The organism is Synechococcus sp. UW105 (genome assembly GCF_900473935.1).
Lineage (GTDB): Bacteria > Cyanobacteriota > Cyanobacteriia > PCC-6307 > Cyanobiaceae > Synechococcus_C.
Map to the genome: position 1 here is coordinate 45,686 of NZ_UCNN01000019.1, position 20,695 is coordinate 66,380.

Sequence of the window (20,695 nt, forward strand, 5' to 3'; positions counted from 1 at the left end):
GTGGACTGACTGCCTCATTGCGTCCATAAGTGAAATATGTGCCAAGGGGATGGATGCCATTCATTCCTTAGTACATATCACTATTCATATTTACATCAAAGAACTAATGGCATACACAGTAACTCCAACATTTAATCAAGTAACTGGTGAGCAAGGAGACACAGAAGTGTCTACATCTCTGCATCACTCACCTCAATTCAAAGAGGATTCATTCATTCAAGATGAAGCCTTTGAACCCTTTGAAGCGCACACTCCAATCCTTGATTCACTAAGTGGTGACAAGGCACAGAAGTTTGCTGACTCACTACTTCAATCTGGCAAGCAACTCACCAGCAGTGAGGTGTCTTTTATTCAGCAACAAGTATTCAATGCACCCAACAGTGATGACGAACAACGTCTTGCACGTCTCTTGGATGCACGAGTAACTGGCAGCACTGAGGCACTAATGCCAGATGACTTCAGTCATTTGGGTATTGAGATGCCTAATCCAGATGCACCTAAGCCAGAGCAAATTGATCAAATTATTCTTAGCAGTGAAGCCAAGCCAGACTCAGCAGTTGCTTCACTAGTTTTGAATTCAGATATTGGACAAGACAATGCTGCAGTTGTCGTAAAGCATCTTGCCTATCAAGTATTCGATGGACAGATGTCTTCTCAGCAAGCATATGCAAAAGCATATTCAAGTGGTGTTCCACATAATGAACTATATGCAGCTTTCAGTCGTCTTCAAGAGGTAATTGGTTGATGGATAAGAAATCACGACAAGTACGTAGTCCCTTTGACTTCACAGAGGAACAACTAAAAGAGGCAGCAGTCCACTATGAACCAGTCAAAGTTGACCCAGACTTAGAGCGTCTAAAGAAATTACATCCCAACGAACTCTTCAAATATGGAGAGGAGTGATGCTGACTGTTAATCGCTACGGGAATGTCACACCTTCAGCAATTCAATCCAATGGTGTAGTTGTGTCTACTCCAATCTATGTGGCACCTACAAAGGAGCAGAACAAACAGCTGCTCAATGCCGTACGTAATGTCGTAAGAGAAGGTACAGAGGACATAGAGGAGCAGCTAGGCATCAATGAGGAGTACCTCAGACACCTTTTGTTTAGTCGTAACGGAATACCAGAGCGTCTCCTTGTCAAGCTTCAAGCATTGACGGGTATAGATGTCGTCACTAGAGAGGACATTGAAAAGACGTACACCGACTGGTGTGACTACCTTTTTGGCTGATTGATTCAGTAGCGGAAGTGTCTGACGACTTTAAAGTCAGTAGCTTCTGGGTAATCGCGACTATATCCATCCCCGAATTTCTGATTTGCCTTTTCTCTATCTTCATCACTGAATACACCTTCTCTGCCTAAGTATTGATTAGTGGACGATTCATTTTGACATCTTCTATTATGATTAGTTTCTGAATAACTGTCAAAATATTTATCTGCTCCATTAATAGGTTTATCAGTTGGAAGCGGGATAAAAGGATCATTACCATTACCCTCATTATATATAATTCTTTCAGATATAAATTCGTAGGATATTGACTCTCCCTCCAGTCGCCATCTATCACAAGCTTCTGCTGCTTGTGTCTGAGAGGGGTACGTACTGCTATTGCATCCAATTAATCCAAGCAGAAGAAGAGGGGTAAGAAATTTCAACGAAGAAAAATTTGGCAGAAATGTCTGAAGCCATATTACGTACATACAAGGACGCGGATTTACCCCATACCCCTTTCTTTCGTCACCATTCCTCTCTCTCGCAATCTGTGCTTTGTGTCTTGTTTGAGGTTGGACAGAGGACGGTTTGGGAAAATATGTCCAACTCACGTCCAACTCGGTTGGACAGCGCGCATTGGTGCGGAGTGCAGACAACACTTTGTTGCTTCTCTGTCCCACCACTGTCCAACTTTCCTTGAGTTGTAAACCCAGTCACGGCAACTACAGTGCACTTCCAGGACATCATTGGCACCCTCAACCGTTTCTGGGCGGATCAGGGCTGTTTGCTCCTGCAGCCTTACGACACGGAAAAGGGTGCCGGCACGATGAGTCCCCACACGGTGCTTCGTGCCATCGGCCCGGAACCTTGGGCTGTGGCCTACCCCGAGCCCTGCAGGCGCCCCACCGACGGCCGTTACGGCGATAACCCCAATCGCGCCCAGCACTATTTCCAGTACCAGGTGCTGATCAAACCCTCTCCGGATGGGATCCAGGAGACCTATCTCGCTTCCCTCGAGGCTTTGGGTATTAAGGCAGCCGATCACGACATCCGTTTCGTGGAGGACAACTGGGAGTCGCCCACCCTCGGCGCCTGGGGTGTGGGCTGGGAGGTGTGGCTCGATGGCATGGAAGTCACCCAGTTCACCTATTTCCAGCAGTGCGGCGGCATTGACTGCCGGCCTGTCTCGATTGAGATCACCTATGGCCTGGAGCGACTGGCGATGTATCTCCAAGATGTGGAGAGCATCTGGGATCTGAGCTGGAATGCGGAGCGCAACTATGGAGACATCTGGTTGCCCTTTGAAAAGGGTCAGTGCCATTACAACTTTGAAGCCTCTGATCCCGATCGGCTCAAGCAGTTGTTTGCGATCTATGAGGCCGAAGCCGCTGATCTGATTGAGAAGCAGCTGCCCGCCCCAGCGCTCGATTTCGTCCTCAAGTGCTCCCACACGTTCAACTTGCTTGAGGCCCGAGGGGTGATTTCAGTAACGGAGCGCACCGCCACGATCGCCCGTATCCGCAATCTGGCTCGCAAGGTTGCCGAAGCTTGGCTTGAGGAGCGTCAAGCCCTCGGCTTCCCCCTCCTCAAGCAGCAACCTGCTGCCGTGGCTGGCTGAGGCAGCCACGGCCGAGGGCGGCGACAGGCAAGGTCTGGGGAATGCTTCAGCAACCGTTGTTTGTTCTCGGATGCCCGCCGCTGTGGCCGTTGCGGCTCTTGTTCTCTTCAGCCTTTTCGGTGCAGCCCTGGTTGACAGTGCTGTCCATTGGGCGCTCTTGCTGCTCGCGCTGGCTTGGAGCAGCTGCTGTCTGGTGCGTCGTCAGCGGTGGTCGCGCCGTCAGGCGCTGCTGTTGCTTCTGCTGCTGGTCTTGAGCCTGTCGCGGGCAACGTTTGGACTGGAGCATGGCCCTGGGGAGCTTGATCCGTTTCATGCGTTGGCACCTGACTCCCGGCTGCAGCGGCTAGAGGGGCGATGGCACCAAGACTCCCATCCTCGTGATGGTCGCTGTCGTGGATTTGTGGGTGTGCAGCGCATTGATGGGAAACGGATGAGCGGTGTCACCGAGGTGCTGCTTGAGCCTTGTTCAACCCCGGTTCTTGCCGGCACTTGGATCAGGGCGGATGGGCATCTGCGCCGCCCGGCTCAGGCCATTCATCCTTTGCTGCCGTCTCCGTCCGAACGGCTCTCAAGGCTGGGCTGCTGGACACAATTCAAGGTCTCACGCTTGGAGCGGATCGCGAATGGATGGGCTCCCTTAGCAATGGCCCGGCGACGAATCATCACCCAACTGTCTGCTCACCTAGGCCCTAATCATGGGGCGATGGTGGCAGCCTTGGTGCTTGGAGGGGCTTAGGTTGACCTTCCGGACAGTGTGAGACAGGCCTTCAGGGTGGCTGGCCTCTCCCATGCCCTGGCCGCATCAGGCTTCCATCTCTCGGTGTTGTTGGGCAGTGTGTTGCTGCTGAGCAGCCGTTGGCTGGCCTCCTGGCGGATGTTCGCAGGCTGTGGCCTCATGGTTGTGTTTTTGCTGCTGGCGGGACCGCAACCCTCAGTGGTGCGTGCTGTGCTGATGGGTGCATCGGCTCTGTTGATCCGCGAAGGAGGAAGCCGCAGTCGACCCATCGGCTTGTTGCTGGCCACCCTGGTGCTGATGTTGTGGTGGCAGCCCGGCTGGGCTCGGTCGATCGGATTTCAGTTCAGTGCTGTTGCGACAGCAGGGTTGGTGTTGAGCGCACCGGTCATTGAAACGTGGTTGACATCTCGGTTGCCGAAGGCACTGAGCAGCATGGCTCCGGCGTTGGCCGTTCCCTTGGCAGCCATGGCCTGGACGTTGCCGTTGCAGTGGCTTCACTTCGGTGCCATGCCCCTCTATGGCGTGCTGGCGAATTTGTTGGCCTCGCCCTTCTTGATGGCACTCACCCTTGCTGCGATGTTCTTGGCCACGCTGGTGCTGTTGTTGCCGCAGGCCGTGGCGAGCCTGCTTCTCCCGGTGTTAGCCGTGCCTGTCAAAGTCCTTGCGGCTTGCTTGCAGGGGCTGGTCACCGCGATCAGCAATTGGCCTCATGCACAGCTATTGATCGGACGCCCATCGGGGTGGATAGTGCTGGTGATCGTGGTGGCGGTTGCCTCGTGTTGGCTGTCTGGTTCGCGACGCTGGCGCTGGGTGTTGATGCCCCTGGCGTTGATGGCTCTTCTGGTGCATGGAGCAGGTCTGCTGGCGGATGCTGTGGAGCAGGTTGATCAATGGGGCCGGCAATGGGTCTTGTTGCGCCATCACGGACGGGCAGCCCTGATCAGCAGCCATGGAGACCGGCTCAGCAGTTGGCGCACGGCCATGGTCATGCTCGCCTCGATTGGATTGCGGTACTCGACCCCGTTGCCGCGTCAAAGCTGGACTGTTGGCACAGCCTGGCCAGAACGTTGCACGCTGAGCAGTTGGGGCAGTTCCCTTTGCTGGCAGGCCAGCGCTTGGCTTCCGCGGGCTTAGTACTGCAACCGATTGGGAGTAGCGGCCGTCGTTTTGTGCTGCAGGCAGGCCATCGCCGGGTCAGCCTGCAGCGCTCTCAGTTGAGACTGCAGCCGTAACGAGCATCATGCATTGACCGTTACTATGACGAAGCGTCTAACGACGCATGGAGAGGTGGCAGAGTCCGGTTGAATGCGCACGACTCGAAATCGTGTAGGGGTAACACCCTCGTGGGTTCGAATCCCACCCTCTCCGTTTTGACCAATTCACTCAGGGTCACCTGTAGTCCCAGATAGCCAGCCGTCATGTGGATCTTAAAGAATTAAGGGACCCGCAAAGTGACGCTTAGTCCTAAATCTCGGTAAGGGTTAAATCCTTGACGGATAGGGAAAAAATTTACGATTAGGGTATTTGGTGGTTACCTTTTTCTGAATCGATCTACAAGTGCTTGAGGTCAAGACCAATCGTAATTGCATCGCGACTGGTAATGGCTAGTTTGTAAACGTCTACCCAGGTCCAGGTAAGTACTTTCTTGGTCGGATGTTTTCACCCTGGGACTGGGGGAAGCAGGCCAACATTCGGATTGGTAGCAATGGCAAAGGGCGAGGAGTGGCCTATTGAAGGCATCCCCTGCCTTCCGACTAAATAAAACTTAGACTGTTATTACTAATTAGATTGTTTCATGAATTGTAGCGAAAAGGTTTCGATTGCCCAGAAAAATTAATTCGGTAAAAACATTTAAAATTTATATATTTCGCGAATTGCATCTTTTTTTATTTCCTTGCCCTTTATTAGAATGCATCTTTTTTTTTTGATGTTTTAGTGCTACAGATGAAAAAAACTCATTGCACAGTGTAGATCAGGACTCCACTTGGGATGACACGATCGTGAAAATTTAAGATGACAGCCGGTTTGAGCATTGTCCCAATGAAATTCACGATTAAGAATCCCCTCCATCAGCCTAGTGTCAAGTTGTACTTTTAGTACAAACTTAGGTTTAGATTCATGGTTAATAACCAACTTATAAATAAATTTATCATCATTTGAGTAAAAATCAACCTCCCAATCAAGGATGCTTGATTTGTCGTACCATCCAATATTTTGAAGACGCTGAATTAATCGAGCCTCAGCTTTCTTTGCCTTACTACGTAAATCGATTAATGAAGGAAAATCTCTACATTCGTAGGGGTATTTAACGTTCGTAAGATCATTGCCACGCTTGAAAGCCTCTTCAATGCTATAACATCTTCCCTGCCTACTCATGGCTAAAGTCTTTGCATCGAAAATACCTCCACTTCCCGGGTTTATTGCGTTATATTTGTTTTTAACTAATATTTCGGCTGCAATTGTTGGAGTAGAGACTGGAAGATATTTGTTGAGCGAAGAATTTTTACCTTGCAAAATATAATCACCAGCAAAAGGTACTATGATCGTTTCCTCATCTACTGAGCTAAGGACATCAAGCATAGACTTGATGCAGTTGGATATAAGAGATGACTTGAGTGAAATTTTTTCTTCATGCGTTAGATCTTGGTCACATTGCGGATAAAAACCTGCACTGTTATAAAGTATAGTAATTAGACTAATCTTGCCAAGTTCTTTTTGAAGAGCCAATAGTGATTCCTTGGTTGGGAAGTTGTCGTTTGTATTTAGCATTGTGAAGTTGCCATTCTGTATTGCAATGGCAGAATCAATAACATTCTCAGTGTCGAGTATCTCTTTATCGAAGCGGGGGCTTTCAAATGGAAGATACATTGTTAACTTAAAACCATTGATATTGAGGTTTTCGCGATCTTTCAGTCTAATTACATTTGAAAATTTATTTGTTAATAATGCCCTGTACAGAATAGGGATTTTTTCGTGGGGTATGATTATGGGTATATCCTTCGGTTGATGGCACAAAAATTCTAAATCATAATGGTCCGGATGTATGTGTGATACATATATGCAATCGAAATCTATTCCGTAGATAGGTGTTCTGTGCGGCTTTTGCGGAAGAGCCCATGATCCAATAAAAGCACCATCATTAAACCACGGGTCGCAAAGAATACCGGAACCTTCGTTGCCTTGGAATAGACAACAAGCATTTTGGAAAAATTCTATGTGCGGCAATTAAGACAAGAGCAAAGGGATCAGTATAATGGGTTTTTATTTGTATTAATTAGTGTCGCAACCAACTCTAGCCTAATTGCTGTTCAGGTTTCGTCTATTGCACTCAAGAGACTCTTTTCTTCTAATAAGCAGTTTCAACGTGCCTTGTCACCTGCAAATAATTACCCAAAAAGTAAATTTTTCTAACTGACATCACCTGGCTTATTGATAACATCAATATAATATCAAAATAGACTCCTCTTCGCAGATGTGTTGACTAATTAAATCAACTGTTGAAGAACATTGATGGCTCAACACAGAGTAAGTCTAATGATTTGAGTTGGCCAAAAAATTTTCCATGGACGTTCGCTTAAGTATACAAATAAATTAGCCTGATAAATATTGATCTATATAGGACTTCCATTATTCTGTAGTCCGTATTGATTAGATTCTGATCACGAACTCTCTGAGTTTGGTCCTTTCCATAGTCATGTTAATTCCTGAGTGCCATAATATAAACAACGGTCTTTTTACGGTTAAGAACCACTACAACATGCTGTTCAAACAGGTATTGCCTGTACTTGGTACTGACCCTCTCGTAAGCCGCTTGGAGTGGATCAATGCTGATAAGCAGCATATCTTTTCTTGTTTCTCAGGGGACCCATTGTTGGTAGGCAGGGTAGGTAGGGTAGGTAGAGACTCTTCTGTAAAAATTTCTGAGGGGGATGTCCAGTGATTAGAATCTTTGACAGCACATGGATTTACTCTTGACAATAGATCAATTAATCACAATTTACACATAATTGTCATTCTCAATGCTCAAACCCAACTTGCTATATCAAGACTACACAAGAGCATCCTCTTATGGTAATTAAATACTGCACTTATACCGAATATTCTTTTTTATTCACAGGTGTAGGCCAAACTTTGGATGATGATTTCCTAAGTATTTTCCAGTCTCTTGACACTTTTGTGAATTTATTCCAAGCAAGTACAGATACGCTTGGTGATCGGAATAAAAATATTATTTCTTTCTTGGTTAGTTCTAATCAAGATCCTGCCTATAAGCTTCAGCTAGAAACAATTATCAGTAAATATCATATAACAGACATAATCCCTATGATTGATTCTGAGGTTTGCTATTTGCACGACAACAAATTATTCTTTGAGCATTTAGGTGTCCGTCTTTGGATTAATCGATTTGAAAACCCTTCTAGATACTCAATCAAGTCTAATGTTTATAAATTATCACCTAATTTATCCCCCCAATACAGTGTTGCCAACAGTTCCGATGATTTACTTCGAGTTGCATCAGAACTAAATTACCCGAAGCAAAAAATAGCGGTTAGACCTAACGAAGGCGTCAACGGTAGTGGTAAGGGTTTTCGGGTTATTGATGCAAGTTCTGATTTTTGTGTCAATACATTTATATCAGAGCCTTCACGTCATATGAGCATTGAGAGATATTATCAAGATGCATTAATTGCGGAAAAGCTGAATCAATTACCCCCGCTGCTGCTTTGTGAGTATCTTCCTGGAGTTGAATACAGCTGCTATGTATTAGCGGACAGAGGTAATCTGATCGCCTGTTCAATCCACGAAAAGCAAAGTAACCTAGGGAGCACTACTAACTCTGCTAGTGCTGATCATGTATATAGTGAATCAATATTGTCCATCTGTAAAACCATTTGTAAAGAGCAGTCTCTAGATCTTTTGAATAATATTCAACTTAAAGAGGATTCAGAAGGATTGCATAAGCTGATTGAAATTAATCCACGTATCGCTGGCACCCAATTGTTGCCAGAATATGTAGGTTGTAATTTGCTTAAATCATGTTTTGATCTTCTAAATGGCAAAGAGCCTCCTCTCTCACTAGCTCCTCTTGTTCCTCATAAAATAGAACGTTCCATCAAATCTAATTTTTATTCATCATTGTATAGTATTCCCTGTAACCTGTCATCTAAGTCTAATGATTATAAAATTGACGTATCACACTCTGACTTATATGGTTTACTGCTAAAGTATGATCTGGTTATTTTTGACCTTGATAATACTCTAATCGATGAATTATTTTATTTGAAATCATCAGTTCTTCAGCTTTTGAGCGAGATCGGCTACCCCAAAGTTGATATTCAACCATTGCTTCTAGAGCTAGAAGTTTGGTACAAAATAAATGGTAATTATCTTATTTATGATGCTGTTCTTGAAAAGCATATCGGAAAAAATCTTATTCAACGTTTTTTAGAAATTCTCCGCTCTGATTCATCAGAATTGTCTGTTCGTTATCTCCCTAATAGGGAAATTTTGCTAAAAAATCTGAAACCAAGTTGCGAATTATATGTACTTACCGATGGAAACAAAATCCAACAAAAGCGAAAAATTGCATTAGCCAATTTGGATTCATACATCTGCACTGAAAATATTTATTTTGCTGTTGATTCAGGAGGCAAGCCTTCCCCTAAATGTGCAAAATTATTTGCGAATTGTGACTTTAAGAGTATTGTCATGGTAGGCGATAGTAAGGTAGATTTTGATATGGCACAACAAATGAATGTTGATTTTGTTAAAGTAATTAATTAGAAAAGCTATTTGTGTTTTTGTTCTTAAGCATCTTCGCAAACGGATTTAATAAATGACTTTCAAGCGATTCCTTCGTATTTGCCTTTTTCGGTATCAAGTTTGCTCTACAAAAATATTGCTGTTTGCATTAAAACCATTTTCTCATTATTTTTTGGCGATATTTGCCGATAAAACTGTTATTGGCTTTTATGAACACTGTAGCAACATACTATCGATCTCATCTTCTGTTCAAAATTCAATACCAATAGCCTTTAATAAGGAATCTGCAGACTTAAAGGCTCATCCGCAAAAGTATATCTTTGGAAATGCCATACTACGTTTTGGTTATTCCCTCCATCTTTTGCGGCCTTTATGGCTAGCTTGCATTTTAATAGGTCGCCCTAAATGCATTCTCTACTTTTCAAGAAGTTCCATACTTTTGGATTCTGTCGATTTCAGAAGCTGGGAGTTTAAAATTGTTAGCCGGTTTAGAATTCCTATTATTTGTCAGTTCACTGGCAATGATATAAGGTCTATAGAAATGCAAAAGAATAAATTCCCTGACCTTCGACTAATCAATTCCTATATGGGTTGGACTGTTAAAATAGCCCGCCAAGAGAACTATGAGCAAATTCTCAAACAGTACGCGAAAATATCTGAAAAATATGCCAGCTTGATCATAAATGATGACTTTTGCCAGATATCTTATTTTTCAAAACCCTCACTTCCCGTAAGATTTTTTCTAGAAGATTATGTATACATACCAATTGAAAAAAGTATGTCCCACTTCTATTCAAAGGAGTTAATATTGCTACATTGTCCACGTGATCCCATCTCTAAAGGCACTCAAGTCATTCACTCAGTCATTGACAGATTAAGAATTGAAGGGTTTTTATTTGAATATATTGAGCTTGTAGATCTTTCACGCGAAGAAGTATTGAGGGCTTTGCGCTCTTCTCATATCGTCATTAATGAACTTTATTCAATGGCTCCTGGATTGTTTGCTTATGAAGCTTTGGCTAACCATAACGCCCTCATAACATCCGCTGATCCAGAAAGGAATACTTCTATCTCATGTGAAAAGGGTCTATGGGTAACTGCTTATAATCATAATCTATATTGCAAATTGAGAGATTTATTGTGTGATCGCTCACTTATATATAAATATGCAGATCTAGGGCTTCAATACACTAAAAAATACATGAACTCACGAAAAGCAGAGCAATATTATAATAATCTTTTTTCGTCTATATCTAACAAGAAGGACATCCTTGGTTGAATCGCTAATTGGCTTAAGCATAGTTTATTGATTTGCTTAATCCTGAGGCTCTAATTATATTCTTTGCTGCATATCTGCCTAGTCTTGATTCTTTTTGCGTCCGTTTCTCTTGAAGTCGATAAATCATTCTGCTGCCTGATTTATCGGCTCAAGATTACCCTTTTTATTTGTATTTTGAAGGCTTTTCAGTTTTGAAATATTATATTGTATCCGTACGGCCTATATTTTGTTGCTTCTTATTTTGTGCACTTCTTGTATTTTGCTTAGTCCGGTCTGGAAACATAATGGAAGTTATAGACTCAACTCTTTTCTCTATGTCTCTTGGCATTGAGATATGGAAACCTTGTTTTCATGTGATAATCTACCCCTGCAGGCCATGAAATCTGCTGAGGAAGAACTGAAGGCTGATATTTTGTGCAAAGTATTAAGCCAATTATCAATTCAATGGCCTAAGTTGGGCAGCTTTCGTATAAAAAGTTGAGCAAATTCAACTCGTTGCCTGGATTTCTGTACCAGTTAATTGACTGAATTCTGTAAACATTCCATCCAATCCTCGCTAGAATTTGCTGGCACAAATGGCCACGAGACATTAGAACCTGAACGGCCTGGGACGGCACACAACAGCTTTAGTAGAATCTTCCTTGTTTCTTCAGGAGCAAATCCCAGCACCTCTTGACCTGACGTCAGTGGGATTGCTCGCACTCCATGCCCGACAAGGATCCCATGTATCCCAACTTGATCAGGTGGGCGTTGATCGATGAAGGGTTCATGTAGGGGTGCTTCCCCGTTCTGCCTGTGAAGAACGCATAGTCCTGATGACCGTTCAGCGTCCTGAGGTCCTCGAGGACATCAAGGATCTGATTGGTCAGTGGGACGTGATGGTCCTTGTTGTTCTTCATCCGTGAAGCAGGGACAGTCCAGATCCCTTTCTTCTCATCCAATTCATCCCACCTCAGACCTGCCAAGGAGTTCACCCTCAGGAAAGTGAGGAACAAGACCTTGACCGCTGACACCACAACGAACGAACCCTTTGGATCGTTCCTCTGCAGAGCGTCAAAGAAGTCAGGCAACTGGTTCCACTCCAGCGTTGGGTGGTGCTTGGGTTCGTGCATCGACTTGGCACCCTTCGACCCCAGTGCTGGCTTCGGTGGTTGCATCCACCCGTTGTCGATGGCTTGCTCAAACATCGACCTCATCACCATGAGGCACTTGTCGGACTGATAGAGCGACCCTCTTGCCTCTATCCCCTTCTTCAGATCCAGGACTTTCTGCCTGCCGCCTTTGTCCCACTAAAAGCGGTTCACAGGTGACTCCTCACCCAGAACAGGCAACACCTGGTTGAACAGCATGTTGCGGTAGTCGTTCACGGTTGATTGGCGATTCCGTGAACGCTCCAGGTAGTCCTCAGCGACCGCCTTGATGTTGGGAACAACTGCTTGCTTCTCTACTGCTCTCTTGGCATCTTCCTTTACTGCCCTGGGGTCTTGCCCTTCCTTCCTCTGAAGGTCCAGACGATCCTTCTCATCCAGTGCTGTCCTGCACCGTCTATTGCTTGTGGTAGGTAAAAAGGTAGGTAATTTCAAGCGATATCGCCCTGAAGTTGTCCAGGACTGTGTGAGAGCGCCCAAAAATTGGTGAATTGGACTTTCACCCTCTCCGTTTTGAATTTGTTTCTGGACTGATCAGACAAAGAGAATGATCGATGTCTATGCAATAGATCTTTCTCTTGGTCTTGATTCAGTGGATTTCGGTGCAGAACACGTTGTCACCCCGATTCGGTGAATTGAATTATTGGCGGTAATGTCCGTGATCTTGTTGCTAAAAAATGCTTGTGGTCGAAGATCAAGATGCCCCTCTAGGAACGTCAAACCGACGGTGCTAGAAGAGCAATCATTTGTGGATCAAAGCCGACTCACTCCTGAGAAGGCATGATTCAAAAATCTGACACTTCAGTTCAATATCTTGCAGATAATTGTTGCTTTTCAACCAGACGGGCAAACACTTGTTGGCATGTCCAGCGGAGAGGTTGCCAATAGGCTGAATTGGCTAGCTCATAGATGATCTCCATCTGGTCATCAAGGCCAAGTTCAAGGCAAGCCCAGGCTGCCGCGATCCTTGACTTTGAATATTGGGGAGTTGTTTCTGAAAGAGCTGAACGGACTAAATCACTTTTTTGCTGGAATTTACGTAATCCTATGATGCATGTCAGGTAATAATGAGTGACATAGTCAGACCAGAGCCTTTCTTGCATGCTTTCGATCAAGTTCAAGCAGCTGTCTTGATCAATCGCCATCAGGCTTAAGGCAGCCCCATACTGACGCGCCTCATCTCGATGGCTCAGATTTCGCTCGATCTCCGCTGCGTCAAGGTCACATTTCCATTCATCTCGAATGGCGAGATGCTCTGGATTATCCGTCAAAAGCTGTTCAAGTAGGGATTGATTCTTTGAGCTTGAAATCGAGCCATTGTAATCAACAATCTCAAAAAAACTTTTTGCTCTTAAAGACATCGAAACTGGTGCACGAACTAATCCTTCAAGTCTGCTTTCGTCTCCAGCATCACCGAGATCAATAACTGCGGAGCGCCTTTTGCCTGCAATCAGGTCTGTAAGTTGTGGAATTAAAGGGTCTAGAAGGTGAGTGTTTCCATAAACCTTGGCTTGATATGCCCTTGCTGCCCCTGCCACTAAAGCACTCTCATGCTGGCAAAGTGTATTGATCACAGTGCTAGATTTTGAATTTTTTATCTTCAGTCTTGTATGGGCTTGAATGACAGCACGAATCTTTGTCACCTCACCATCAAGTAACGATACAAGTATCTCTTGCTCAGCTAGTGTTGGCTCCCAACTGATTCTAACAAGGGCAGAAATCGCATTAATAACAGCCTCTGTATCTGTACATGTTAATACTTTTACTAGGGAAGGTATTGCTCGTTTGTCCTTGCGTCTGCCCAGTGCTTCAATGGATTTACGACGGGTTATTCTGTCATATAATTCGTCTATACTAAGGTTATTGGTGGCTTGAAGTAGAGCATCTAGTGACTCTTCTGTTTGACTAAGACCAAGTCTTGTTGCTGCAAAATATCGATCGGCGGGTCTTTGAACGTTTGACGTTTTTTCAAGTAAAAGTGTCAATGCATCGTTCTCACTCATGCCCTCAACAAGAACATCAAATCTCTCAGCCATCGGAACTAATTGATTATTTTTTTATTCTATCTAGAATAGGATTCAATATTTAAATTTATGTATTTCATATCTCCTGTCTAGCGCTTTCCTTATTTGCGAGGGAATGTAAACCATAAATTCAATATTTCCATATGCGTACAAAAGCATTTTTGCTCTGCATCAACGCATGATTGACATCTGACGCAATTGTGCAAATGTGTTTCCTCATGTGATCACGGCGAAGAGGGAGCCAGTGGCAAGCCCAAGCAGACGCATTAATCACAAGGCGGATTCGCATAATCATCTCAGCAATGATTGCGATCTACCTGTTGAAATCGATGTCGGTTTTAATGGATTTAGTTCTTCTGAATATGTATTCTAGAAGACTATTTTGAACGGTTGTCAATCAATTCAATTAAATGTGCATCATGCTTGACGCAAAAGTCGGAAACGCACTGCCTTAAGATATGTCCGATTGAAACTGATTCTGTATAGCAAAGTAGCTTTAGCTTTTTGTGCAGCTCGTCACTTAGCTCAAAAGTTACCCTTTTCATTCTTGACTGAGCAATAAACGCAGGTGTTAATGGCACTCGAAAGAGCCATGTTTTAACTATTTTACTCTTTTTGATAAGAAATGGATACGCCCTTGTCAAGCTTCACTAATTGTTGCAATTGCCCTCGCGTTGGGGCGGATGTGTCGTAGCAGGCCCTCTCAGCATCCTGTCTTTGGCTGCAAAAAGATGATTTCTTTAGTCATCAAGTGTTTGACTCGGTAATTCACCAAAGGCTGTGAAATATCTCCTCGAAAATCTGCCTTGATGCTTAAAGCCAAAACGGATTGCTATTTCACGTATCACACTAGTAGTATTAGGCATATTGACCTTTTGATATAACATTTCTCTTCTAGCCTCCTCCAGTCGTACCTGGGTCATCATTTCTATGACTCCCATACCAAAATGATCCTGACACACTCTGTATAGAGAGGCCTGACCAGCATTTAACTGCTGACAAACATCCGATAATGTCATTGGAGTTTTCATCTTATTGATATCATGTGAAAGGTTGACAATTTCACCGAGTAAGCGTTGATTTTTAGCCTCTCCCTTCTTGTACAACCTTTTTCCACCTTCTTCCAGGCAAGCAATCATCAGATCATAATATTTAGATGGGTTAGAGATGCCTTTGATAAGGTCTCTGCGTGTTAGCCGTCTTAATTGTGAGAATGCTTCGGTATTGACATCAATCCCTCTGGATTTGCTTAGATTTTCGATGGCTGTTTTGGCATGACACTTTTTGAGAGCGTCTAATAATATTTGCTTATTAAGCATGCAAGCAGTAGAGGAGCACGCCCCTGAGTATTTACCCCAAGAGCCACCTGGCATTGTATTCAGAGTATTCAATCCTCCGATACTATTCGGACTCATTTCATAGCCTTCACAGTAGCCAAAGGGTGTACTTGATTTATGTTTCGGAGTAATCCAATTGAAATCAACTGACCAATCCGTACCCCAGCCCTCATATAACAACGGTTTGGTCGCGCTGATCTCTGCGATCGCAATGCCAGATGATCTTTTGTGGGCCATTGTATATTGACCCTCTCCATTTTCAAGCTGTGTAATTCTGGTGACTTGACCAAGTTCCTGCAGAGTTTCAGAAAGTTGCAGTGGATCTTCGTAGGCGAGTGATATTTTCATGCCCTACTCCCTCTAAATAGGTCAGAAATTAAGACATTGATCTTACTCGCCTTCTCAATTGTCTCTTCTGGACTTTCTTGATATGTCTTATAATAAAGACGTTGAAATGAGTTCCAATTTTTAAATCCATAGTATAAAGCATTATGCTGCTTGGTAAATTGCTTTAGACCTTTAGGTACGTGTGGATTCAAATATGATTTTTTGACTTGTTCTAGCCTGATGCTTTTTATTAAATCAAGGATATTCATATTGAAGTTCGTTCTGCAAGCTTGACCAAGCGAATCCTTTTCAGAATTTAGGTATTTGCTGATTTGCCCCACTGTCAATGGTGGCAAGCCTTCCCTGTCTTCATGCAATAACTTCACTAGGTCTTCAATCAGTTCAGTGGTTTCTGATCTCTCAGTTAACTGGTTTTGCTTTTCACAAGGTTCTTCTAGTGTTGCTATTGCTAAATCATAAAAATCATCGGATCTTCTCACTCCCTTTGTAAAATGCGTTTGGAATAGCATTTTAAGTTGTTTGCTCGCATTGCTGTTTGAGTCAATCCCGATACATTCTTCAAGCCGAGCATAGGCATTGTAAGCATTCATGTTGTCTATCTTTTCTTTCATCTTTTCCCACTTCAGGCTCATGCAGCACAGCAGAGTATTGGCTCCAACAATATCCCATATATTCCCACCTGTTTTGTTGATGCGATTGAAGCCAGCAATGCTTAAATCTTTCATTTTATGGCCACTTATAATTGTATTGCTCCCGAGGCTTTCCCCTTGGTTATTTATCCAGCAAAATGCAACAGAGTTTTGATTTGCCTCTTCTTCGTAGAGTAATGTTTGATTTGACTTGAAAATTTCAAGATGCACATTGTTGATTGGTGCGCAGATTGAACTCGTTAGCAGCTCACCTTTGCTGAGCTGCGTGATATTGCATGAAAAATTTGACTTGGAATAGTATTCATTGTAGTGATTCTTGCAATATGACTCCATTCCAAGTAAATCGCTGAAGATATATTCTTTTGCTTTTCTTGCTTTCATCTTTGCTGTCCCCTAAAGAGTTGGTTGAGCATTTCTATAGGTTTTTATATATTAGCCTCTTTTTTGACTGTTTTCAGTTGCGTGAACTTCTTTGACTGTTGCGCTTTCCGGCCAGGCGAGCTCCCGAATGCTCCATGTTGCGTTATGTTGTGTTGCTGGGGATCCAGCCATGCCCTGTGCAATGACGCAAGTGTGCATTGACGCTCCTCTTATTTTCTAAATTGCGTCCTTCTTAGGTGCGTTGATGATTCACTATTAAAAACAGTACTTCTATTTGGGCTCCCATTTCTGACTGGTTCGGTGTATGAATGACCTAGAGGTGCAAATGCCATGTCTAAAGAACAGTTGCATGCATTTATTGACAGGGCACGCGCTGATGAAAACTTTCGTTCTCAGCTTGCCACGCTAGATCCTCAGCAAATCATCGACTTTGCTGCTCAAAATGGCTTTGATTTTTCGGATGAAATCAAAGGGAGATTTATTAATCGGTGGAAAGGTGTTTATTTTTGCCCACAGGCCATTGAGGTTGGCCAACTGTGTCCGGGATTGGTGCCAGAAGGTTATAAAAATCTGATTCACTATGCGCAAACCACCTGTAGTTCTTCCACTCTCAAGGAAGAGGAGAATGATTTTCGATCAGGTCAGCGATATTAGTGGTTTTGTGTAGAAAATAATTTTAGGATTGCAAGTGGGATTGCTCGAGCTGCAGAGCAGTCTGTTGATTCGAGCATCACAGGTGGTGCCATTCCGTCACGCCTTGCTTGATCCCATCGTGACGAGCATAAACACCAATGATCACCAGGTTTGAGTCCTGGAAAATCGAGGAATGGGATCGGATCAATGAGATTATTGCCCTGAGAATACGTGTAGGAAAGAAAGTTTTCAGTCATGATGCAACACACTGAATGGTTGCCTAAGTCTGAGGGGTCTGTTCTGCAGTAACCATCCAAGTACCACCCCGTTATTGGCTTGCAGCCACATTCGAGCAATGGTTCTCCGAATACATTTAATAGCATCTCTCAGTCGCTTAAGGCCCTGTACCTAAGGCTCATATGATCCCTTGAATTGTAAATTTAGGCCCTTAAGTTGTTCAATCAGCACTAATGCTCACAGTGGCTTGTTGCACTGCTGTTGTGTTTTGCTGCACTTGCATTCTTTCTTTCCTGGACTGTTTCATGGCTCTGTCTGAACGTCCTGATGCTTTTCGTTGGATTGACCATGCTGTTCGCTGCAGTTTTGGTTGGTTGCTAACGACATGATTGGCTTGTTTTTCTGCCGCTTCATCGCATGCCCAGCTCTTGCCTCGGGATCAATGCTTTTATTCATATGATCTTCTTCCTGTGGTCTAGATGTTCGTGGTGATCATGTCTATGAATTTCGTCTTGATTGTTTGGTGTTTCTAAGTTTTTCTTTCCCACTCCCCCTTTGGAAATGGTGGTATTGCTTGAGATGCCTATTTTTACTCTCGTTAGTTGCGGCAGCAGCTCAAGGCAATGGAGCGGTAATTGAAGTAATCGTTGTTGATGATGAAATCAACATCGCCTGAAACGAATTCCTCAGACTGAATGCCGAACAAACGGAATTGGAAGCTTTCCTGTGGAGCGATCACTTTGTTGATCGTGTATGAAATTGTGTTGTCGATTGGGGTGAAGCTGCCGCGTGCTCCATCGGCTGTCTGTAGCTGTAGGGCGTTGTGCAGGCGTTGATCGACATCGAGATCATTGAAGGTTTTGGGTTCAGCTGAGAAATTGCTGACTTCTGCGATCAACTCCAGTTGGCGGCTGCCTCGCTCTTCGATGGATGCTTTGAAGCTCATCTCACGTGTGGGGTCGCTGCACGCTGTTAGCACGACCGCTAGTGCGCTGGCACCAACTGCCAGGCGACCTGGAGCAAAGACCATTATGTTTCCTCCAGCACTCCGAAAGTGTGGTTTGATCTAAGCATCCTAATCATTGGTTTTCAGTAAGGATCGGATTTGCTGTTGTGATTTGCATTTGTTTGTATGGAGTCGCTTGGGCTCTTGGTTTTGCTTGGGCTCTCATTTCCGGCTTGGGCTCACTTCAAGGCTTAATTCATCTCGTGGTTGGCTTTGCTTTTTTGGGACTTTCCGGTATTGGCGATCTTCGTGATGTGGATGGTTGGCTCCCTTTTTCTTCTCTATCCTTCGCATAGATCATTTCACAGCATTGCTGGCGAGTAATGGCGTTTCAACTTCAGGATTTCTTTGCTCCGTGGTTGAACAGCACGCCAGAGCGGCGTGCACTCTTCCTTTCGGATCCTCGCCGTGCCATGGAAGAAATCGTGGGTGTGCCGGAAGACATTCCAGTGCGCGTTGAGCACTTGAGCGGACAGGTTTGGTTCCAGGCTTCGATTCCCAAGCTTCCGATGGAGGGTGAGGGGTCATTGTTGGCCATGCGCCAGAGCAATGAACGAATCAATCGCTGTCCTGTACTCAGGGTGTCAGGCCGTGAATTTATCAAGAATCATGTTCAGATCCTCGCTGAGTATGGGATCAAAGTGCCTGAAGATGTGATTGTTCGGATTGATGATCGACCGGATGGATATCTTCATTTTCGAGTGCGTCTTGACACCCTTTATCAGGCTTGAGTCTTTCTTAGGAATGAAAGAGTAGAACCAGTCCCTGGGTGACCTGATGGAATTCTCTCTCTTCCCTGCTTAGATCTAGGCCCACTTCCAATCCTTCTTTCAGGGCATGATCAAAAGGTGGGGTTGAAGGCGTGCTGCCATTGCTCCAAAGAGCTGCAATTCCTACTGGTGTGGCATGCCAACTAAAACAATCGGTCGTTCCGATTGCTGGTTCGCTGAGGGAATCCTCCAGCAATGCGTTGATCGGCAGTGGTTTGGTCGCCATGTCCCATAGCTTCGGGATTCGCTCTTGCCTGTGCAATCAGCTGAGAGACTTCGTGATGTAGATGTTTGCGGTGGCATGACCGTCCAGCCCTCCATGGACTTGCCGCAGCGCATTGCTTTGGTACATGAGTGGTTCACCCCCCGTTCTGTTGGTGGTGCAGAGCAGGTTGTCGAAGCGATCGATCGCTTGCTCATTGCCCAAGGCCGAAGGCCTGACCTGGCGGCACTCGTTGATGGAGAAAGCAACCTTTCCCACAGTCCATGGAGTGGTCGCCGCATCCTGACCAGTCCCATTCAACATTTGCCCTGGGGAGTGAGTCATGTGCAGCAATACCTGCCTCTGCTCCCCTTGGCGATTGAGCAGATCGATCTCACTGACTACCCCCTGGTGATCAGCAGCAGCCACCTCGTCGCCAAAGGGGTGCTCACCTCCCCGGATCAGTTGCACGTCAGTTATGTCCACACCCCAGTCCGTTACGCCTGGGATCAGATGCATGCCTACCTGCGTCGTTCCGCCCTGGCGCGTCGTGGCCTCGGCCCGCTGATCCGCTGGCAATTGCATGCCTTGCGCCAATGGGACCAGCTCAGTGCGGCCAGGGTGGATGTTCTTGTTGCTAACTCTCGATTCACGGCAAGACGGATCCGTCAGTTCTGGCGCCGTGAGGCTCAGGTGCTTCATCCGCCTGTGCAGGTCGATCGTTTCCGTTGGGATCAGCCCCGGGATGAGGTTTACCTCTGCGTTTGCCGTCTTGTCCCCTACAAGCGTGTGGATGTGGTTGTCGAGGCTTTCAATCGGATGCGCCTTCCGCTTCTGGTGGTGGGCGACGGTCCTGAACGCAGTCGACTGGAACGTTGTGCCGGCCCCACAGTGCAGATCCTTGGTCGCCAGAGTCCAGCGCAGGTCGAGGCTCTGATGGCGCGCTGTCGGGCTTTTGTGTATGCAGGTCTTGAGGATTTCGGCATCGCTCCTGTTGAGGCGATGGCTTCTGGTGCGCCGGTGATTGGTCTGGCGCGTGGCGGGCTGCTCGATAGTGTGCGTTGTGCCGCTGCAGGTGTGAAGCAGCCAACTGGGGTGCTTTTCCCACACCAGACTGCTGAGTCTGTTGTTGACGCCGTTGAGTGGTTTGAGCAGGCCAGGCTTTGGCGTGAACTGGTGCCTGAGCAGATGCGGCAATGGGCGGAACGGTTCAGACCGGAGGCATTCGCATCGCGTTTTGAGACGTTGTTAAGACGGGCCTGGGAAGATCACTCCCAGGCCTATGCCGTTGCCGCGAGTGACCCTGCAGCGCTGCTGGGTTTGAGCGACTGCGATTGAGTAGGGTGAGACGC

20 protein-coding genes and 1 tRNA gene are annotated in these 20,695 nt (G+C 45.4%); 11 read left to right on the forward strand and 10 right to left on the reverse strand.

Annotation, left to right across the window (positions count from 1 at the left end):
• Positions 1 to 49 precede the first annotated feature (49 nt).
• On the forward strand, positions 50 to 745 hold the full coding sequence (locus DXY16_RS07260) for a hypothetical protein (protein ID WP_137007069.1): 696 nt from the start codon (positions 50 to 52) through the stop codon (positions 743 to 745).
• 157 nt (positions 746 to 902) lie between these two features.
• Complete coding sequence (locus tag DXY16_RS07265; protein ID WP_137007070.1) at positions 903 to 1,232, forward strand: hypothetical protein; 330 nt, start codon at positions 903 to 905, stop codon at positions 1,230 to 1,232.
• Positions 1,233 to 1,237: 5 nt separating this feature from the next.
• On the opposite strand, the gene DXY16_RS14410 is transcribed toward DXY16_RS07265, so the two are convergent.
• Complete coding sequence (locus DXY16_RS14410) at positions 1,238 to 1,654, reverse strand: hypothetical protein (protein WP_137007071.1); 417 nt, start codon at positions 1,652 to 1,654, stop codon at positions 1,238 to 1,240.
• Positions 1,655 to 1,938: 284 nt separating this feature from the next.
• Between DXY16_RS14410 and glyQ the strand changes: the two genes are divergently transcribed.
• The 4 genes from glyQ to DXY16_RS07285 all read left to right on the forward strand — a co-directional run bounded on the left by glyQ (position 1,939) and on the right by DXY16_RS07285 (position 4,933).
• Positions 1,939 to 2,829: a glycine--tRNA ligase subunit alpha gene (gene glyQ, locus DXY16_RS07275; RefSeq protein WP_115020082.1), complete on the forward strand. Its 891-nt coding sequence runs from the start codon at positions 1,939 to 1,941 to the stop codon at positions 2,827 to 2,829.
• Between the two features lie 70 nt (positions 2,830 to 2,899).
• On the forward strand, positions 2,900 to 3,565 hold the full coding sequence (locus tag DXY16_RS15160) for a hypothetical protein (protein ID WP_244281600.1): 666 nt from the start codon (positions 2,900 to 2,902) through the stop codon (positions 3,563 to 3,565).
• 36 nt (positions 3,566 to 3,601) lie between these two features.
• Entirely contained in the window at positions 3,602 to 4,699 is a 1,098-nt protein-coding gene (locus DXY16_RS15165; RefSeq protein ID WP_244281601.1) for a ComEC/Rec2 family competence protein, read from the forward strand.
• Positions 4,700 to 4,846: 147 nt separating this feature from the next.
• Positions 4,847 to 4,933, forward strand: a tRNA-Ser gene (locus tag DXY16_RS07285).
• A 570-nt stretch (positions 4,934 to 5,503) separates the two neighbouring features.
• On the opposite strand, the gene DXY16_RS07290 is transcribed toward DXY16_RS07285, so the two are convergent.
• Positions 5,504 to 6,790 carry an MBL fold metallo-hydrolase gene (locus DXY16_RS07290; RefSeq protein ID WP_115120596.1) on the reverse strand — a complete coding sequence of 429 codons (1,287 nt, stop codon included), beginning with the start codon at positions 6,788 to 6,790 and terminating at the stop codon, positions 5,504 to 5,506.
• Between the two features lie 843 nt (positions 6,791 to 7,633).
• On the opposite strand from DXY16_RS07290, the gene DXY16_RS07295 reads away from it, so the two are divergent.
• Both DXY16_RS07295 and DXY16_RS14415 read left to right on the forward strand, forming a co-directional pair.
• On the forward strand, positions 7,634 to 9,349 hold the full coding sequence (locus tag DXY16_RS07295) for an ATP-grasp domain-containing protein (protein WP_115120597.1): 1,716 nt from the start codon (positions 7,634 to 7,636) through the stop codon (positions 9,347 to 9,349).
• A gap of 52 nt (positions 9,350 to 9,401) precedes the next feature.
• Positions 9,402 to 10,607, forward strand: coding sequence for a hypothetical protein (locus DXY16_RS14415; RefSeq protein WP_137007072.1), 1,206 nt, complete (start codon positions 9,402 to 9,404; stop codon positions 10,605 to 10,607).
• A gap of 683 nt (positions 10,608 to 11,290) precedes the next feature.
• Here DXY16_RS14415 and DXY16_RS07300 read toward each other — a convergent pair.
• The 5 genes from DXY16_RS07300 to DXY16_RS07320 all read right to left on the reverse strand — a co-directional run bounded on the left by DXY16_RS07300 (position 11,291) and on the right by DXY16_RS07320 (position 16,495).
• Positions 11,291 to 11,794 carry a tyrosine-type recombinase/integrase gene (locus tag DXY16_RS07300; protein WP_170953888.1) on the reverse strand — a complete coding sequence of 168 codons (504 nt, stop codon included), beginning with the start codon at positions 11,792 to 11,794 and terminating at the stop codon, positions 11,291 to 11,293.
• 102 nt (positions 11,795 to 11,896) lie between these two features.
• Positions 11,897 to 12,190 (reverse strand): hypothetical protein, encoded by a 294-nt coding sequence (locus DXY16_RS07305; protein WP_115120599.1) that lies wholly within the window; start codon positions 12,188 to 12,190, stop codon positions 11,897 to 11,899.
• Positions 12,191 to 12,561: 371 nt separating this feature from the next.
• Complete coding sequence (locus DXY16_RS07310) at positions 12,562 to 13,791, reverse strand: HEAT repeat domain-containing protein (protein ID WP_115120600.1); 1,230 nt, start codon at positions 13,789 to 13,791, stop codon at positions 12,562 to 12,564.
• A gap of 728 nt (positions 13,792 to 14,519) precedes the next feature.
• Positions 14,520 to 15,464, reverse strand: coding sequence for a helix-turn-helix domain-containing protein (locus tag DXY16_RS07315; protein ID WP_115120601.1), 945 nt, complete (start codon positions 15,462 to 15,464; stop codon positions 14,520 to 14,522).
• Positions 15,461 to 16,495, reverse strand: coding sequence for an AraC family transcriptional regulator (locus tag DXY16_RS07320; RefSeq protein ID WP_115120602.1), 1,035 nt, complete (start codon positions 16,493 to 16,495; stop codon positions 15,461 to 15,463). The genes DXY16_RS07315 and DXY16_RS07320 overlap by 4 nt, the downstream gene beginning before the upstream one ends.
• A 330-nt stretch (positions 16,496 to 16,825) precedes the next feature.
• On the opposite strand from DXY16_RS07320, the gene DXY16_RS07325 reads away from it, so the two are divergent.
• Positions 16,826 to 17,149: a Nif11-like leader peptide family natural product precursor gene (locus tag DXY16_RS07325; RefSeq protein ID WP_115120603.1), complete on the forward strand. Its 324-nt coding sequence runs from the start codon at positions 16,826 to 16,828 to the stop codon at positions 17,147 to 17,149.
• Here the strand turns inward: DXY16_RS07325 and DXY16_RS07330 are convergent.
• Positions 17,146 to 17,511 carry a DUF2237 family protein gene (locus DXY16_RS07330; RefSeq protein WP_115120604.1) on the reverse strand — a complete coding sequence of 122 codons (366 nt, stop codon included), beginning with the start codon at positions 17,509 to 17,511 and terminating at the stop codon, positions 17,146 to 17,148. The two genes, DXY16_RS07325 and DXY16_RS07330, sit on opposite strands and share 4 nt — an antisense overlap.
• Positions 17,512 to 17,963: 452 nt before the next feature.
• Entirely contained in the window at positions 17,964 to 18,395 is a 432-nt protein-coding gene (locus DXY16_RS07335; protein ID WP_115120605.1) for a hypothetical protein, read from the reverse strand.
• A 299-nt stretch (positions 18,396 to 18,694) separates the two neighbouring features.
• Here DXY16_RS07335 and DXY16_RS07340 point away from each other — a divergent pair, with 299 nt between their 5' ends.
• On the forward strand, positions 18,695 to 19,102 hold the full coding sequence (locus DXY16_RS07340; RefSeq protein WP_115120606.1) for a hypothetical protein: 408 nt from the start codon (positions 18,695 to 18,697) through the stop codon (positions 19,100 to 19,102).
• Between the two features lie 7 nt (positions 19,103 to 19,109).
• Here DXY16_RS07340 and DXY16_RS07345 read toward each other — a convergent pair whose 3' ends face one another.
• The gene (locus DXY16_RS07345) at positions 19,110 to 19,367 is read right to left on the reverse strand and encodes a hypothetical protein (RefSeq protein ID WP_115120607.1); all 258 of its coding nucleotides are present in this window, start codon (positions 19,365 to 19,367) and stop codon (positions 19,110 to 19,112) included.
• Positions 19,368 to 19,442: 75 nt separating this feature from the next.
• On the opposite strand from DXY16_RS07345, the gene DXY16_RS07350 reads away from it, so the two are divergent.
• Positions 19,443 to 20,681, forward strand: a complete 1,239-nt coding sequence (locus DXY16_RS07350; RefSeq protein WP_115120608.1) for a glycosyltransferase — start codon at positions 19,443 to 19,445, stop codon at positions 20,679 to 20,681.
• Positions 20,682 to 20,695 lie beyond the last annotated feature (14 nt).

Bases quoted from the DNA above. Each gene is read 5' to 3' on its own strand.
- DXY16_RS07260 (WP_137007069.1), top strand. From the start codon at position 50: ATGGATGCCATTCATTCCTTAGTACATATCACTATTCATATTTACATC.
- DXY16_RS07265 (WP_137007070.1), top strand. From the start codon at position 903: ATGCTGACTGTTAATCGCTACGGGAATGTCACACCTTCAGCAATTCAA.
- DXY16_RS15160 (WP_244281600.1), top strand. From the start codon at position 2,900: ATGCCCGCCGCTGTGGCCGTTGCGGCTCTTGTTCTCTTCAGCCTTTTC.
- DXY16_RS07295 (WP_115120597.1), top strand. From the start codon at position 7,634: ATGGTAATTAAATACTGCACTTATACCGAATATTCTTTTTTATTCACA.
- DXY16_RS14415 (WP_137007072.1), top strand. From the start codon at position 9,402: ATGACTTTCAAGCGATTCCTTCGTATTTGCCTTTTTCGGTATCAAGTT.
- DXY16_RS07300 (WP_170953888.1), bottom strand. From the start codon at position 11,794: ATGTTTGAGCAAGCCATCGACAACGGGTGGATGCAACCACCGAAGCCA.
- DXY16_RS07310 (WP_115120600.1), bottom strand. From the start codon at position 13,791: ATGGCTGAGAGATTTGATGTTCTTGTTGAGGGCATGAGTGAGAACGAT.
- DXY16_RS07315 (WP_115120601.1), bottom strand. From the start codon at position 15,464: ATGAAAATATCACTCGCCTACGAAGATCCACTGCAACTTTCTGAAACT.
- DXY16_RS07320 (WP_115120602.1), bottom strand. From the start codon at position 16,495: ATGAAAGCAAGAAAAGCAAAAGAATATATCTTCAGCGATTTACTTGGA.
- DXY16_RS07325 (WP_115120603.1), top strand. From the start codon at position 16,826: ATGTCTAAAGAACAGTTGCATGCATTTATTGACAGGGCACGCGCTGAT.
- DXY16_RS07330 (WP_115120604.1), bottom strand. From the start codon at position 17,511: ATGCTATTAAATGTATTCGGAGAACCATTGCTCGAATGTGGCTGCAAG.
- DXY16_RS07335 (WP_115120605.1), bottom strand. From the start codon at position 18,395: ATGGTCTTTGCTCCAGGTCGCCTGGCAGTTGGTGCCAGCGCACTAGCG.
- DXY16_RS07340 (WP_115120606.1), top strand. From the start codon at position 18,695: ATGGCGTTTCAACTTCAGGATTTCTTTGCTCCGTGGTTGAACAGCACG.
- DXY16_RS07345 (WP_115120607.1), bottom strand. From the start codon at position 19,367: ATGGCGACCAAACCACTGCCGATCAACGCATTGCTGGAGGATTCCCTC.
- DXY16_RS07350 (WP_115120608.1), top strand. From the start codon at position 19,443: ATGACCGTCCAGCCCTCCATGGACTTGCCGCAGCGCATTGCTTTGGTA.